Annotated in this window: 18 protein-coding genes; 3 read left to right on the plus strand and 15 right to left on the minus strand. The window is 36.2% G+C overall.

Annotated elements, in window-relative coordinates:
• Positions 1 to 45 precede the first annotated feature (45 nt).
• Genes OWK30_RS06600 through OWK30_RS06610 form a run of 3 tightly spaced genes read right to left on the minus strand, consistent with a single transcriptional unit; the run spans position 46 to position 1839 of the window.
• Positions 46 to 645 carry an XTP/dITP diphosphatase gene (locus OWK30_RS06600; RefSeq protein ID WP_423324784.1) on the minus strand — a complete coding sequence of 200 codons (600 nt, stop codon included), beginning with the start codon at positions 643 to 645 and terminating at the stop codon, positions 46 to 48.
• A complete protein-coding gene (rph, locus tag OWK30_RS06605) occupies positions 642 to 1358 on the minus strand; it encodes a ribonuclease PH (RefSeq protein WP_423324786.1) in 717 nt (238 codons plus the stop codon). Before rph ends, OWK30_RS06600 begins: the two co-directional genes overlap by 4 nt.
• Positions 1348 to 1839: a hypothetical protein gene (locus tag OWK30_RS06610; protein WP_423324788.1), complete on the minus strand. Its 492-nt coding sequence runs from the start codon at positions 1837 to 1839 to the stop codon at positions 1348 to 1350. Before OWK30_RS06610 ends, rph begins: the two co-directional genes overlap by 11 nt.
• 241 nt (positions 1840 to 2080) lie before the next feature.
• Between OWK30_RS06610 and OWK30_RS06615 the strand changes: the two genes are divergently transcribed.
• From OWK30_RS06615 to OWK30_RS06625, 3 genes are read left to right on the plus strand one after another with little or no spacing between them, the layout of a single operon-like run.
• Positions 2081 to 2551 carry a hypothetical protein gene (locus tag OWK30_RS06615; protein ID WP_423324790.1) on the plus strand — a complete coding sequence of 157 codons (471 nt, stop codon included), beginning with the start codon at positions 2081 to 2083 and terminating at the stop codon, positions 2549 to 2551.
• Between the two features lie 4 nt (positions 2552 to 2555).
• A complete protein-coding gene (locus OWK30_RS06620) occupies positions 2556 to 3731 on the plus strand; it encodes an iron-containing alcohol dehydrogenase (RefSeq protein WP_423324792.1) in 1176 nt (391 codons plus the stop codon).
• On the plus strand, positions 3728 to 5584 hold the full coding sequence (locus tag OWK30_RS06625) for an aldehyde ferredoxin oxidoreductase family protein (RefSeq protein WP_423324794.1): 1857 nt from the start codon (positions 3728 to 3730) through the stop codon (positions 5582 to 5584). The genes OWK30_RS06620 and OWK30_RS06625 overlap by 4 nt, the downstream gene beginning before the upstream one ends.
• Here OWK30_RS06625 and OWK30_RS06630 read toward each other — a convergent pair.
• The 12 genes from OWK30_RS06630 to OWK30_RS06685 form a co-directional block, all read right to left on the minus strand.
• Positions 5577 to 5936 (minus strand): cupin domain-containing protein, encoded by a 360-nt coding sequence (locus OWK30_RS06630; RefSeq protein WP_423324796.1) that lies wholly within the window; start codon positions 5934 to 5936, stop codon positions 5577 to 5579. The genes OWK30_RS06625 and OWK30_RS06630 overlap by 8 nt on opposite strands.
• 190 nt (positions 5937 to 6126) lie before the next feature.
• Entirely contained in the window at positions 6127 to 6369 is a 243-nt protein-coding gene (locus OWK30_RS06635; RefSeq protein ID WP_423324798.1) for a hypothetical protein, read from the minus strand.
• 16 nt (positions 6370 to 6385) lie between these two features.
• Positions 6386 to 7543 (minus strand): radical SAM protein, encoded by a 1158-nt coding sequence (locus OWK30_RS06640; RefSeq protein ID WP_423324800.1) that lies wholly within the window; start codon positions 7541 to 7543, stop codon positions 6386 to 6388.
• A gap of 4 nt (positions 7544 to 7547) precedes the next feature.
• Positions 7548 to 8339 (minus strand): radical SAM protein, encoded by a 792-nt coding sequence (locus tag OWK30_RS06645; protein WP_423324803.1) that lies wholly within the window; start codon positions 8337 to 8339, stop codon positions 7548 to 7550.
• Positions 8340 to 8380: 41 nt separating this feature from the next.
• On the minus strand, positions 8381 to 9133 hold the full coding sequence (locus OWK30_RS06650; protein ID WP_423324804.1) for a hypothetical protein: 753 nt from the start codon (positions 9131 to 9133) through the stop codon (positions 8381 to 8383).
• Between the two features lie 12 nt (positions 9134 to 9145).
• Entirely contained in the window at positions 9146 to 10054 is a 909-nt protein-coding gene (locus OWK30_RS06655; protein WP_423324806.1) for a hypothetical protein, read from the minus strand.
• 9 nt (positions 10055 to 10063) lie between these two features.
• Positions 10064 to 11014 (minus strand): hypothetical protein, encoded by a 951-nt coding sequence (locus OWK30_RS06660; protein ID WP_423324808.1) that lies wholly within the window; start codon positions 11012 to 11014, stop codon positions 10064 to 10066.
• A 7-nt stretch (positions 11015 to 11021) separates the two neighbouring features.
• A complete protein-coding gene (locus tag OWK30_RS06665; RefSeq protein ID WP_423324810.1) occupies positions 11022 to 11465 on the minus strand; it encodes a hypothetical protein in 444 nt (147 codons plus the stop codon).
• A 13-nt stretch (positions 11466 to 11478) separates the two neighbouring features.
• Positions 11479 to 15267, minus strand: coding sequence for a host specificity factor TipJ family phage tail protein (locus tag OWK30_RS06670; protein ID WP_423324812.1), 3789 nt, complete (start codon positions 15265 to 15267; stop codon positions 11479 to 11481).
• A complete protein-coding gene (locus tag OWK30_RS06675; RefSeq protein ID WP_423324814.1) occupies positions 15257 to 15655 on the minus strand; it encodes a C40 family peptidase in 399 nt (132 codons plus the stop codon). Before OWK30_RS06675 ends, OWK30_RS06670 begins: the two co-directional genes overlap by 11 nt.
• Complete coding sequence (locus OWK30_RS06680; protein ID WP_423324816.1) at positions 15652 to 16251, minus strand: baseplate hub domain-containing protein; 600 nt, start codon at positions 16249 to 16251, stop codon at positions 15652 to 15654. Before OWK30_RS06680 ends, OWK30_RS06675 begins: the two co-directional genes overlap by 4 nt.
• Positions 16245 to 16583 (minus strand): DUF2460 domain-containing protein, encoded by a 339-nt coding sequence (locus OWK30_RS06685; RefSeq protein WP_423324817.1) that lies wholly within the window; start codon positions 16581 to 16583, stop codon positions 16245 to 16247. The genes OWK30_RS06680 and OWK30_RS06685 overlap by 7 nt, the downstream gene beginning before the upstream one ends.
• Positions 16584 to 16585 lie beyond the last annotated feature (2 nt).

The raw sequence follows: 16585 nt of genomic DNA on the forward strand, positions 1-16585 counted from the left end.
GAATAAAAAGTAATAGCAATTGATATTAGTAAAAATAAAAATACACTAAGAATAGTTTTGAAGTTCATTATTCAAATAACATTTGAGATATTCTAAAGCTTTTCTTCTATGACTGATCTCATTCTTTTCTTTAGTATTAAGTTCAGCCATTGTTCTACCATCTGGCAGTAAAAATAGAGGGTCGTAACCAAAACCATTATTCCCTTTCATTTCAAGTGCAATTCTACCTTCACACTCCCCTCTAAATGTAGCTATTGTTTTACCATTATTACAAAGAGCAATTACACAAACAAACCTTGCTCCCCTTTTCTCCAAAGGGATACCTTCCAGCTTATCAAGTAATAACTTGTTATTCTCCTCATCTGTTGCATTATCCCCAGCAAATCTTGCAGAAAAAACGCCAGGAGCACCATTAAGAGCATACACTTCCAAACCTGAGTCATCAGCAATTACATAACCTTTCACTAATTTTGACAAAATTTCACCTTTTAATTTAGCATTTTCCTCAAAGGTTGAACCACTTTCATCCACTTCAATATTATCGTCAATTATATCAAATACTGAAAAAACCTCTATTGGCTCTAATATTTCTGCAATTTCCTTTAGTTTTCCCTTATTCTTTGTAGCGACAAAGAATTTATTCATTTTTTCAACGCTTCTTTTTGAGCAGAAATAATGTTTTCTATACCGATGAAAGCAATATCAAGCATCTTATCCAACAGCTTCCTATTAAAAGGTCTTTCTTCCCCTGTACCCTGAATTTCAATAATCTCACCACCACCTGTAGCTACCACATTCATATCAACTGCTGCTACAGAATCTTCTTCATAATTCAAATCCAAAATTATCTCGTCATTTACAATTCCAACACTTACAGCAGCAACAAAATCATTAATCGGATTCTGTTCAATCTCCCCATTTTCTACCAATCTTTCAAAAGCAAGATAAAGCGCCACAAAACCTCCCGAAACTGAAGCTGTTCTAGTACCACCATCAGCTTGGATCACATCACAATCAATAACAACGGTTTTTTCCCCAAGTTTCGTCATATCAACCACAGATCTCAATGACCTCCCAATTAGTCTTGATATTTCTTGAGTTCTCCCAGAGAGCTTACCTTTTTGGGCTTCACGTACATTCCTTGTATGCGTAGATCTTGGAAGCATTGAATATTCTGCAGTTACCCAGCCTGTACCAGATCCTTTTAAAAAAGGTGGTACTCCATCTGTTACAGATGCATTACAAATAACCTTTGTTTCACCAAACTCTATTAACACAGAACCTTCAGGATATTTTATATAATCAGTAGTTATTTTAATAAGCCTCATTTCATCATTTCTTCTACCATCACTTCTCATCACAACTCCCTTCTACTATTTTTATATCATTATTTTCTAATGTCATAGCACAATCATAATTTATTTGTGTAAAAGCATCATTATTTAAAACATCGATTTTAAAAACTTTTATATTATTATCAAAAGATTTTAAAGTTTTAAACAAAGATTTTATAAAAAGATATTCATTGTTACTAGAGTTTTGAAATCCTCTCAAAAAGCTTAAACGTATCTTACAAAATCCATCTCTAATATCTACATCTTGAAATTGAACATATTTACCTACAGCTGAAATAGTATGGTCACCTTTTGCTATTTTTAATTTATTCAACAGCATAAACGCATAAACATTTTTTTGATAAAAAGGGTTTATCACTACTACCTTTCTTGGTATTAATGTATTATTTTCAATATCTATAAAATACGCATTATAGCTTTTTATAGAAAACAAAAAAAATAATATAACTAGAAAACCGGTTGTTAAATATAAATATCTTCTCATGTAATAAGAATTATCACATCACCCCTAAAATTTCAATGTAATTATACTACTGGAGTCACCCCATTTTCACAAAACTTTGTTTGATTGTACCTATAAAAAACATTTTGTTCATTCTCTCTGAAATGCTCAGTAATGATTTAGAGGTAAGTTCTCAAAAAAAGATAATCACCTCAGCAAGCACGATTCTTGACAATAAGTATTAATTGAATTAAAATTTAATAATATTAAAAAGGTATTATAAATGAAAAAATTTCTTTTAAAAATTTTGTTTCTTTTATTTAAGAGATCCCTAACATTTCTCTCAAAATATGATAAGAATATCAACAAAGAATTAAATTTTTTCCCAGAAAATTTTTCAATAATTATAAAAATACATAAATTAGACTCTCCAATAATTTCTATAAAAAAAATTAAAGGTAAGTTCGTTGAAGATACTGATACATTTTCCGCAAATTTAATCATTGAATTTAAAAATACTAACAGTGCATTTTTAGTATTTACCGCTCAAAAAGGACTTGAAAAAGCATTTGCTGAAAAAAGGATAGTTTTAAAAGGGTTAATAACATATGGGATTATTTTCACGAGAATATCCATAATCGTTCAAAGGTATCTTTTTCCGGTTTTTATATGTAAAAATATCATGAAGCATATTATACCAATCAACAATATGCTAAAAATAAAACTATACTTTTATGGAATAATTAGAGGGTAATACCATGAAAAATAATTATTTTGAATTCCATGCACCCACTAAAATTCTTGCCGGCTTTGATTCTTTGGACAATCTTCCTTTTGAGATTGAAATACTAAACTGCAAAAATCCGCTTATCATTACCGACTATGGAGTCAAACAAGCTGGACTACTAAGATTTGTTGAAAAAATCCTATCGGAGCAAAATATTAACTACCACTTTTTTGACAATGTACCACCAGACTCATCCCTTGAAACAGTTAAAGAGGTGGCCAATGTCTACAAAATTCACCAGTGCGATTGTATTATAGCAGTTGGAGGAGGATCAGTTATTGATACTGCTAAGGGGGTAAACATAGCTATCACCTATAACGAAATGGATCTTATTAAATTAGCTGGTGCCGATAGATTAGATAAAAAAACAAAACCTTTAATTGTCATTCCTACCACAAGCGGTACAGGTTCCGAAGTAACACTTGTAGCTGTTATTTATGATAAAAAAAGAGGGATAAAGCTTCCGTTTGCTTCTAATTTTCTATTACCCGATGTTGCCATACTAGATGTAAGAATGACAGAAACTTTGCCACCACAATTGACTGCAGCTACTGCAATGGATGCACTCACGCATGCAATTGAAGCATATTTATGCCTACAAAAAAATCCTGTTTCTGATTCCTTTGCCATAACCGCCATAAAATTGATCAGTCAAAATCTTTTAAAAGTAATTGAAAAACCTAAAGATAAATATTCAAGATTAAACCTTGCCATCGCATCTACATGTGCAGGAATAGCTTTTTCAAATTCAATGGTAGGAATAATCCACGCAATAGGACATTCTATTGGCGCAATTTCTAAAATTCCTCATGGTACTGCTATGTCAATATTATTACCTTATGGAATTAAATTTTATCTTCAAAATAAAAAAGATGATATTGGCAAACTACTACTTTTCCTTTCTGATGAAGAAACTTTCATAAATTCACAAAACAAATCAGAAGACACAGTCATAATTATTCAGAGATTACTAAAAATATTAAACGAAAAAACTGGACTGCCCGTTACTCTACAAGAAGCAGGTGTCAAAAAAAATGATTTTAATAACATAGCAGAACTATCTTTAAATGATGGAGCAATTACATTTTCTCCTGTATACGTTAGTAAAAATGATATATTAAAAATACTCAATGAGGCTTACGAATGAAAGTAATTGAAGGTTTCTCTAACAAGCTACTTACTATAAATCTTACCAACAAAACCTTTGAAATTTCTCAAATACCGCTAGAGGATAGAATTAATTACCTAGGCGCAAAAGGGTTAGGTTTAAAATTATTTTACGACAATTTTCCAGGCAAAATATCCCCGTTTTCTCCTGAAAACATTATAATAATTATGCCTGGGATTTTAATGGGCACAAATGCACCCTGCTCTGGAAGATTTCATGCAATTACCATATCTCCTTTAACCGGGATCATCGGTACATCATCTTGTGGTGGTCCATTTGGCATGTCTCTCAAAAAAAATGGTTTTGATGCACTAATAATTAAAGGCAAATCAAGTAAACCTATCTTCTTGATAATTGATGAAAAAGAAGTTATGTTTGAATCAGCCTCTGAAGTATGGGGCAAAGATACATATTATACACAAGATTATCTCAGTAAATATGGAGATGGTACTTTAGCTATTGGTCCTGCAGGAGAAAACCTTGTCAGATATGCAAACGTAATTTCAGGACACAGGTTTCTAGGCAGATGTGGATTTGGAGCAATTTTTGGCTCAAAAAACTTAAAAGGGATTGTTGTTAAACAGGGTGAATACAAAATATTACCTAAAAACCATGCTCTTTTTAGTAAACTTCGCAAGAAGGGGATATATTATATCAATAGAAATCAGTTTACAGCATATAACTATAGAAACTTTGGTACATCTTCAAATGTAAATTTTACAAACCCAAAAGGTGCAATGCCTGTATATAATTTTAAAGATGGATTTGACCCTAAATCCTTCGACCTCTCAGGCGAAAATATGGCAGCCCTTTTTAATTCAAAACATCATACTTGTAAACCATGTTCTATCCTTTGCGGACACAAAGGCATTATTAATCAAAAAGATATGGCAATACCTGAATATGAAACCGTTACATTGTTAGGTAGCAACCTTGGAATTTTTGACCCTGCAAAAGTTGCAGAATGGAACTTTTTATGTTCTAAAATGGGGTTAGACACTATTTCTCTCGGTGGTACACTCGCATGGGCTATGGAGGCAAATGAAAAAGGGATATTTAAAAGTAACTTAAACTTTGGTAAACATGATAACATAGCAGACATAATTTTTAAAATTGCCCATCGAATAGAAATTGGAAATGAACTTGCAGAAGGGGTAAAAAGGGTTGCTGATAAATATGGTGGGAAAGAATTCGCAATACACATTAAAGGATTAGAAATTTCCGGTTATGACCCTAGAGCAGCTTTTGGTCAAGCGCTATCATTTTCTACTGCCAATAGGGGAGGATGTCACTTATCAGCGTATCCAATTGGTCTTGAGATAATTTTTGATCTTTTAAACCCCTATAGTGAAAAAGGAAAAGTTGATTATACTATATTTTTTGAAAATCTTTTTAATTGTATCAACTCACTACAAACATGTCTATTTACTGCATTTGCTTATCTTTTTGAAGCACCATTAACAAAGTATACTCCACATTTTCTTTTAAAATTTTTTATGACAAATTTCCCTAAAGTCGCCATATCTATGGTAGACTTCTCCCTTTATCACAAAATGTGGGTTGCAGTAACAGGAATAAATATAACAGCTAAAGAATTTATTACTGCAGGAGAGAGAATACACCTTTTAGAAAGATATTTGAATTGCCTCCTTGGAATATCAAAAAAAGATGATATCCTCCCTGCAAGATTAATATTAGAACAAAGACTGTCAGATAAAAAACAAAAACTCCCACCTATAGATAAGATGTTAAAAACCTACTATAAAAAAAGAGGTTACGATAAAAACGGTATACCAACTGAAAAGTTACTAAAAAAACTAAAAATTATTTGAGCAACTCTTTATTTTTTAACCAAAAATCAAATGGTCTACCAGGAACAAAAATATCAATCCCCACAGAAGGCTCATCAAGAGGATTAGTTACTATGTGTTCTTCATCCCTTTCAATATACACTGTATCATATTTATCTAGGATCACTTCTCCATCCTTCTCAGTCCAAACGGCAAGCTTACCCTCTAACACAATCAATATTTGAGCATTTGGATGCTTATGTTTTGGTGAAGAGTGCTTCGGCGGTTTTACAAAATGCTCAATAGATATATCTTTCTGATTACAAAGACTTACACGCCTCCAATTTTTTTCAGGTTCATAACTTTTAGCTTTATAGTATTTAACAATTTTCATAACTACTCCTAACAAAATAGGCGCGGGCGGGATTGAACCGCTTTTGGTTTCTCCTCATATCTCATAAGTTCTAATAATTATTAGACTTTTATAATCAAAAAGACAAGAAAAATAATGAAAAATGATGAAAAAGTGTTACAATTTCGTGACAATTATTCTCAGTTTAAAAGGCAGGATAAATTCCTGCCTTTTACCTTCTGCCTTCCTCTTTCTCATCGTCATAAACTTCAGTATCAGGGCTAACTTTGATATTTGAGACATCCGGAGTCGGTATTCCTTCTTCATCATGTTCACCGGTACGAATATCTTTCTCAACCTTCACATCGGACATATCCGGATTTGGTAATCCTTCCTCATCATACTTAGTATCAGCTACAAGCTCATCCCTTTCACTGATCGGCTTTTCTTCAAAGATATCTTTTCTGTCTGACATAATCCCCACCTCCTTTTTATTTATTTGCGCTTATGCGCTGCAGCTTCATAAAATAGTAAAGTTTGGCCAACATCGTGGCAAAAGTCCAACCGCACATCCTTTTTTCTGCAAGGTATTTCTTCAAGGTTTCCTCTTTTAAGCCGTCATAATATTCAAAAGGTGCGGCTGAACACGTTGGACAAAAGCTGATAAACGGGCATTCTTCACACTCCCCGGGCCATAAATTCGGCTGTTTCTTTATCAATTCCGGTAATATGGTTTCATACCTTTTTATCCTTGCCTGCTGAAGTTCTCCAATTTCCATCCCTTCCTTTTTCATCGTGCAAAATCTGTTGCACCCGTAAACCTTGCCGTCAAATCCAAGACAGGTCATGTGTATTACAGAACCGCAATAATTCCTTTTCTCCTTTTGTTTATTTCTAAATGCAATTAACGGATTAAACGGCTCATCGTTTGACTTCCCAGTTATCTGGTAAACAAACACCTTACCTAAAAGATTGTTTTTCTCCAGATAATCAACAATATTCATCATCTTTAATGCAAGCTTCTGCGCCATCAGGTATGGCACAAAGTCCTCATACACAATATTTGCAGCAATAAATTTAAAGCCCAAATTGATTAAATTTATTACCGCTTTGTCGTAATACTCTATTGTCTCCAACGTGAAAGTTGCCTTGACTCCCACAAATTTCAAATTCTTAAAAACCCAATCCAAACTTCTTACTATATCATCATAAGAGCCTTTTCCTGTATTGGCATAAACCCTGTATTTATCGTGTATTTCCTTTAGACCGTCAATTGAGATACCGATATCAATAAAATCCCTGTACTTTAACAATAACTTTCTAACTTTCTCATCTTCAAAACGTGTGCCATTCGTTGATATTGCAAACATAATTGGTCTGTTATATTGTTTTGCCAAATCAAGTGCATATGCAAACGTCTCATCAAGCAGTTCTGGATGCAATAAAGGCTCACCACCTATAACCTCAATTACTGCCGTTGCTTTTACTTCTTTATCCTCTTCAAATTTGGCTTTTAGAAAATCTTTGATAAACTCTATCTTATTAACCTTCCCGTCTTTTTGATGCTCGTAACAGTATGCACAGTCCAAATTGCAGGTCAGATTGGTTAAAATCTGATATGTTTTTGGTACTTCATTATAATCAGTCATCACACTATCTCCTGATTTCATTGATTAGCTTTAACAGAATATCGTAATTATCACGTCCCATTAAAGATGATATGAGTGCACAGCCTTTGTGATCCGCTTCCACATCAAACCTTTCATCATATCTCTCCAGAGTTCCATCAATATACAAAACGTAATTATCCGAGCATTCGCAGTTTTCATATGGAAAATTTATAAAAGAAACATGCTCAAATAATCTCTTGTCAAACTGCTTAATCTTATCTATCTGCTCAATAAAATTAAACATCTCAATTGCCCCAATATCCTCTGCATTCAAAGAAAAATAATCAAAACCGATTTCCAGCCTACATCCAAAAGTTTTTAGCAATGCAATGGATGAATTTGCAAAATAATGCCTGATATCAACAATCTGCCTGATAGAAAGATTTTTAATATTCCTTAATAACTTCAAACCATCAGGATTGGTTTTCAAAAGATTTTTTAAATTCTTTTCTCCGGATTCGATACCGTTTAGCGAAACCCTCACATGGATATCATTATCATTGCAGGTTCTGACAAATTCTTCGTCCACAAAGTGGCCATTTGTCAAAACCTGAATTGGCGCAACCCCCTTCAATTCATTTATAAAATAATAAAGTTTATCTTTGACCAGTAACGGCTCACCGCCAGAAAGCTGTATATTTGCAATAGGCTTAACTTTATGCAGCGCCTTGATAACAGGCAATGTATCAATTTCTTTTCTCTTTGGGTCATTTCTTCTGTTGCAAAAGCTGCAGTTCAAATTGCAATCATCAGTCAAATGAACAAGTAATTTCATACCCTCTCCCTCTCCTTTGTGTAATCTAAAAACTAACCAAATTAATCAGTCTTATACCACGCCAGCAAATCGTTGATTTTCTGCTCCCTCTGATTGATTCTCATCAGAGAATCATTATCTATCAGTCTTTCCAAAAAGGCTGACAAAACAGATTCTTCTTCTAAAGATAGCAGGTTATTTGCTTTTAATTTCTGCAGAATAAAAGACAAAACTCGACTGTAATCGGCAAACTTAGACTGCACGTTACCGTTATACTTATAAACCTCATTGTACATGTAGGCTCTTTTAAAATTGCGCCACGCATTGGTATCTGAAAGCTTTTCATATACATTATTTTCCAGTGAAAAAGTGTATCTCCAGCTGTTTTTAATAACATCCCCTAATGTCGTCTCATCCGTAATTAAAACCTCATAATATGAAGTATCATCAGGATTTGTAGGAGATATTTTAAAAAGAAATGGTAGCCAGGGCAGCAATTCAAAATTCCCGGATAACTGACACCATACTTTACTGTCGGTACCAACAGGTTGATTTAAGAATTTTTCATCAATGCCCAGATTAACAAAATATTTGTCCACAAAAATGCCATTTACAAAAATTCCGGAAGTGTCCCCAAACTCCACAATGTTGCTGTCATTTTTAATATTCTCCTCGATACTTTTTGCTAAAATAAATTGAGGAGCTATTATACATTTTACAACTGCATCCGGATTTTGATAAAAATAATCGAAATTATCCCCTATTGCCATTATAGGAAAATTAGTTTCTAAAATATTAAAATACTGCTTTAACATATCCCCCTCCTTTTATGCTCCACTACAACCATCACAACCACCACTACAACTACCGGTACAAGAAGTACACCCGGTACATGTACCACTGCATGTTCCGGAGCATCCTGTACAACTTCCCGTACAAGTCCCGGAACAGCTGGTACAGCTGGTACAACCGCCCGTGCAAGTACCTGTGCAACTGGTACAACCGCCTGTGCATGTTCCAGTACATCCAGTACAGGTTCCTGTGCAGGTTCCGGAGCAGCTGGTACAGCTACCTGTGCAACCGCCGACACAACTGCCTGTGCAAGAACTTGAACATGTCCAGGAACAATCAGAACAGCGGTAATAACTGCCAGCTTGTCCACCAAGCTGATCGGCATTAGTGGCTTTATCAACTTTTACCGGGTCGGTAGTCTGTACACCATTCTTATAAACTTTTAAGACGTAATCTGTTCCATCTTTATAGGTTTGAATACACTCATCAACATCCTGGTTATTCACATATATTCTATCCACACCTGGTCTAACAGAAGACAATTTCTTTACAAATAATTGTTCAACCTCAGTTTCCGTGAAATATCTGTCATCATGAGTATGCGTTTTATCGCTTTTATCCGATAATAAGTTATTAATCTCCGTTTCCGTGTAATACCTATCATCATGAATATGCCCTACATCACTTTTACCGGCTAAAAAGCTGTCAACCTCACTCTCAGTATAATATCTCGCATCATGATTATGTATTTCACTATCAGAGATCCATAATGTGCCATCAAAAGTGTACCATGCCCCATTAATAAAAGCTCTCTGCCCTTTAACCGGATTAGCAGGAAAACTCGTTCCTTCAAATCCACTACGCAGCGTTTCAAAATTATTATTAATTAAAGCCCGGCTATCTTTAACTTTATCACCACCAGCAATAAGAACATATTGTTGCATATCCCCCTCCTAATAACCGTGTGCTTGCCAGTTTATCTGGCCGGCAGCGGTAGTGCCGTCAGCCTTTTTTAATTGCACATCAAAATATTCCTTTGTAGTCGCAATAATCTCAGGAACAATAAAATCAGAGCTGACAAACGATGTAATCACAACTACAGGTTCAGCATGAAACTTTTTATTAAAAAATACCCTTGTAACTCCACTAATATTTGCACTGCCTCTATCAATAATATCCTTCACATCCACAGTAACCACATGCTTTGGAATTTGAATATGGGTAACTGTATCCGGATCATAGTTCTCCAGAACAAAACGGATAATAGCCTCTCTAAAGCTGTATTCACCTTCCTGAAACCGTATCCAATCAGAAAAACCAAAAGCTGATGATTTATTCACCATCAGTTCGAAATTTTCATCTTCAAGTGTTCTGTTTTTTATTGCCAGATCAGCAACAACACCATCAGCAAAAGGCAAAATAAGCAGATCAACAAAACCTACACTCTCCGCACAATTCTTTGCCAACCGTTTTATAACAGACTCAGCAATAGATATCGTTTCATAATAATGGCGTTTAAAGTCGGTAGGATCATCTTCCGCTTCCTGCATATTTAAATTTTCAAAACTAAAAAGCACAATATTTTTGGTTATGGACTCATTAAAGCCAATCAGCTCCGAACAATTCTTTGCCAAATCCTTCGCAGCAGATTCCATAAATTTAACAGTCTCGGAAATATCCCTGAAAATGATAAATTCCCTGTCAAACCCTTCATTAACCGCAAGCTGTTCACTAACAGCCTTTACGGCACTTTTTACCGGCAAATCTTCATTTATAGCGGCAGATTCATCCACCGTCTGCAGATACTCAGTATAAACAGCACCGTCCCAGGTGACATCAGTATTATCCCAATCGGAAGCCGTGCCATCCCAGGTTAAATCTCTAATATTAGCAGTTAATCCCATGGCTCACCTATGAAAGGGTAAAAGTGAAAGTAACAGTTAGCATGTCATTAGTTTCCTTGTTGATAACCGGAAACGTTACCCTATCCAGAAAAATCCCGCCTGTAGCAGCATTAACAACTCCAGCTTCTACCAGAGCTCCGGTTGCCTCTCCCGCATCAAAAGTTGCAGTCAAAGTAAAAGACTTAGTCCCGGCTGTATGGCCATATGTAGCGGCTTTTCTCGCTATCTCATTAACAAGTCCGGTCTGAGCAGGATCCACAGCTGTCGAATCTGTCCCCACAGCGATATAACCCATAGGAGCAGGCTGCGTTGATTTTGCAATTGCATCACAGATAAAATCAAAACCAACAGATAATATCAAATTATCACTCATAATCACTTCTTTCCTGCCATCCTGCTTCACCAAGACAGCACTCATAAAGCCTTTTACTTTCAACGACTCTTTAATCATCCCTCTCCTCCTTTCAATTTACCGAAATTGTGATAGGCTTTATAAAATTTAATATGCCTCTGTTTACCGCATATTCTTTTGTGCTGACATTGCCCGTAAAAAACAGAAACTCACTTGAATTAACCATATTGGAAAAACCTATTAACAGTTTATCATTTTCCGAAATCTGCAATCTATTCTCAATAAAATCCACCCCGTCAAACAGCCACAATCTGCCATCCTGCAGCAATACCACGCTCAATTTATTCCCGCTTCCAATAAACTCACATATAACCCCATTGTGAGTCAAAAAGAGCACTTTAAACCTGAATAAAATCCCGTATATATCCGGAACCTGCACACTGTAGTCCAGAACCGATTTGAAATCTTTTTTCACCCCGTGATGAAAAGTGCAAAACTCATAAGTAACATTTGCCTCATTACTGACAGCTACCGTCCCATTATCCAAAAGCGGAGCTGTAGAATTTGAAAGCCTCACTATATTCACATAATCATCTGACAGCCCCGTGAACAAAGAAATTTCATGTCTGTAATCAATATTGCCCACATCAACCAGGCTTTCATAAACTTCTAACGCCTCATCCCATATCACATCCATCTCATCCCATGTTTTCTCATTCCCTATTTCACCTTTTACGGCATAATCTATAAGAATCTTGGCAGTAGCCTGCTCTAACAAATCAATATAACCGGTTATATACTGTCCTTTTCCAGCTCCCTGCTGCAGCTCCAGATCCCCTTCCACATTGACAAAGAAATTTTCCTTATCGCCGTCCCATCCGTCAGCTCTGTCATCTTTTGTATAAATCAGGTTTCCGGATTCAAAAGAATTAACATATAAAGAATACCTTGCTGGATTCTCAGAATAAACTCCGTTGATATTCACCGCCTTAATGTAAAAATCTATCCAGCCGTTTGTTGTCGCAAACACGGAAGCCTTTGACAGCTTTGTGGTTATCAGGCGTTTGCCAAGGGCCCAGTCTCCCTGCCTGATTTCATAATATTTAACCGGAGTATTGGTAACATCATCCCATTCAAAAATAATCTGATCACCATTTTGAACCGCAACAAAATTGCTGATATCATCAGGCACGGCCACCTGACCTGTGGGAACAATATCAAACTTCAATTTATACTGGCTTTTTTCAATATCATTGGTAACACCATAAATTGTGTAAGGTTTCACAAGAATGTAATGCCTGATACCTATTTCCACGTTTCTAAGCTCAAAAAAACCACCCCTGCAAAACCCCACTACCTCCCAGTTTGCACCATCCGTGCTGTGAAGTATCTCGTATCTGTCAATTCTCGATAAGCTGTTTTCAGGCATTTTTACGGTAGCAAAATCAACAATAATACTTGAAACTACCTGTTCGTTAATCAATTCCACCTTCTCTGTCAAAGTCACATCTAAAACATACGGCGGAATATCATAATAACTGACACTTACTCTCGGATTATCGGCAAGTTTAATAGGCTGTGGCTCATCAGCTGTCCCGTCCAATTCATAAGTTTCTGTCAGTCCCAACTGGCTGTATTTTGTTTCTTCGATTTCAATGCTGTCATCTTCGTTAAATATGCTTTCATTGTATTCCTCTGCATGAATTTCAACTGTTTTGTCTGTTTTTTTAGCAATTGATAATATCCTGTATGGCTTAGCTTCTTTATTAACTTCACCAAAAGCATACACATCGCCAGCCTGTGCGGTTGACTGCATATTAATCTTAATCTCATCTGTTTCAATTGTAGCCTCTGCTAAAACAGTGAATACTTCAAAAGTGTTATCAGATTTTCTTACCCTCAAAGTATATTGTTTACCCTGTTCAAGAGGGACTGTTCTATCGAGTATAACTCTATCGCTTAATACTTCTTTTATACGTCCACCATAGCCGTATTGCGTGGTATCATGTTGAAATAAAATAACATCACCAGCTTCACAGATAACCGCATCAAGTCCTGCTTCAAATTTGATAAATTTTCTTATTGCTTTTGCTTTTTTTAGAGCAAAAATTGCCTCTCTTTTTGCCACACTCTTTTTCGTAATCCCGTAAAGCTGAATGGTTTTAGAATTAACAGGTTCATCCAGCCTGCTTTTATCAAATACGGTAATAATGGTTTGTTCATATTCATTATCCTCATCTAAAAACTGCACATCTACCTGGTTAGGAATGTCTTTAAGATTCACATAATTTTCTTCAAAACTGTCCGAAACAATATTGCCCATTGAAAACAGCTGCACAGGAGAAGAAGGGCGCTCAATTACAACCTTAAACTTATTCCCCTGCCAGTAAGGCAAGGCCCTGCAGCTTGCACAAATTTTACCGATTAAATCTATAGCGTTAAACTCTTTATCAACTACAAGGTTAATTTCATAACGTTTCTCAGTCTTGGTTATATAACTACCGGTAGAAGGATCATAAAAGCTGTAGCTAACCGATTCATCACACCAGTCTGCAAACTCTTTAAAACTTTCAATGTCAATCTGCCCCTCATCAAGCCCAAGGCCATAGCGCTTGTTTGTCAATAAATCATATAAGATATTAGCCGGATTGTTATTCCAGGAATAAAGACCTGTTCTGACATCTTTTATTTTCACGCCCTTCACGGTGGCCGTAATAGCCGGCATAAATCCGGAAAGCTTATCCGTGGCTTCTATTCTCAAGCCAAGAAGGGCTGTATTGATATAACCTATCTCTGTGTTCTGATACTCCGTAACCGATTTAAAATAACTTACAGCATTTTTTCTCGTATCATTATCAAAATCCTCTGTTTTCCTGGTAATCCTGATATAATACTCATCTCTGCCAGGCAGAGTAAAATAAATATCATACTCCACCATAGATTTGGTAGCATTTGTAACAGTGTATTCCCCCAAGCTAACATAAGAAGCATCATCAATCCTTTTATACTCTACCGAAAAAACACAGCTCAAATTTTTGATATTCCCATCATCATCAAGCTGAAACAAAGAGGAAAAAGCAATAGTTAATTTTACACTATCCACCCTGTTATTTGTTTTATAAACGTACGGGGAGTTGTATTTTAACTGCACTCCGGAAATATTATACTGTTTTGCAATCTTTGAAAAATTGGCAATAGGCTCCTGGATGGCCGTTCCTTTTCTAAAATCCCACGTAATCCCTTCAAAATTGGTAATAGGGTTTTTGTTGATAAAAATTTTATCATCCGACAAATCACCTTCTATCTCACCTTCCGATAAAGCCAGCAATACATTCAAATATTTTTTTTCCTGGATACCGTTAACCGTATCTCCGCTGGTAAAGGCCTCAATTACCACCCCGCCGACACGGTGCTTTCCGTACACAACAGGGACAACATTCCCCTCGCCGACAATGTTTTGAATACCGTCCCAGGAATACGTTTTTGAATTACTGAATCCGCTATAATCAGGCCTATCCGGCAAATTGGGAGCAAACAGCTTTTCCGCAACATATCCCACAACAGATCCAGCCAGCATCGAAATACCGGCTGTCATCAGATAAGGAGCCACTCCCTGCAGTCCAGGAACAAAACTCAAGCCTATCAAAGCACCGCCCGTAATTACGCCGAGAAGCCCTCCACCGCCTCCGCCTTTAATATCATTGATAAAAATAACCTCATCATCTCTGGACGGGATATAATCCCAATTAACCCTGCCGCCGTTGACGGCAGGGATAAAATCATCCGGATTATAATCAGTTACAGACAAAAAATAATCTTTTACTGTCTGATACTTGTAATCAACGTCAATTACCTTTACACTCTTTTTATCAAAAACATTCTCGACTAATTTAATCAGCATGTATCCCTCTGTATCTCAAAAACATCGAGGCTTTAGACTTCCACAAATGCAGCTTCGACACAACGACTCCCACACCGTCAAGGGCATGAAGTATCCTGTTTTCCCCGATATAAACGGCTATATGATTCACAACCTCTGAATTGTTTTTTATAAGCAGCAGATCGCCGAATTTTAAGAATTTAACCGGCGCAAACTCACCGTTACTTGCAACCTGCCTTGATATGAAATTGCCCAGCTCGTTATAACTTTTTGTGCCATGCTTATAATCGGAGAGCTTCACCCGAAACTCTCTTTTATAAAACAATAAAACAAGACCCCAGCAGTCAATTCCTGTTTCATCCCTTCCGTTGTATTTATACGGTATCTTCAAATAAAAACTCACATTCATATATAAAACCTCTCGTTAACAATGGCAGGAAAACCGCCGAATCTTTTCTGATTCCCTTTTTTCAGGCAGTCCTGAAAAGTTTTACTGCAAGAGGTATCTGTTCCGCTGTAGGCGCAGTTTTGATCTTTAAATTGCCATCTGCAGTAACCAGCAAACATTTTTCTGGCAGGAACTTTCGACTTGAGATAATCCATCCCTATGGACAGAGTAAAATCCACTTGCTGTTTTCTGGCCACAGCACTTTCTATAACAAAAGTTACCTCGATACTTCCCTGGATAATACCGGCAGAATCTGCAAAAACCTGGATAATTTTTACCTGCTTGCCAAGCAACTCATAATTTTCAATATAATACTGAATAACCCTGTCCGCATTTCCGATCGACAAAACAACATTGTTTATCTTTCCATCGGTTGACCAGGTAATATCGGCATGCTTTATTACCTGAGCCTCATAAATCCGGCCATTGTAAGAAACATCTTCCCCCCAGTTCGTCCAATACAAAACTCCATCACCGTAATCAATTTCATACAGATAAAAGGTGATCAGCTCATCCGCCGTCAACACATTATTAACATTGCTCTGCAGAGTCAGCATTCCACTACCTCTACCTCAACATTTGAAAAATATGCATTAACCCTCTCAACCGTTAGGGAATCGCTTTTAAACCTCACCGTGTATGTCTGTCCGTCAATATGATTCACAAAATAAAACTTCTGAAAGCCGCCTTTTTTCTCGGTAAAAAAATCTGTAAGGGTTTTTAAACTTTTTTCATCCAGATATTGGTGAATAAGCCTGAAAGTCTTTTTAGGTTTATTCCAGTCTGCACTTCTTTGCTCATATCCGCTTTCAAATGTCACCACAGTGGTTTTAAACTGGATACCCACTGTCTGAATCCTGTTTGGCTGCAATGGATATGTATCCGCCATTT

This window comes from Deferribacter abyssi (assembly GCF_049472655.1).
Classification (GTDB): domain Bacteria; phylum Chrysiogenota; class Deferribacteres; order Deferribacterales; family Deferribacteraceae; genus Deferribacter; species Deferribacter abyssi.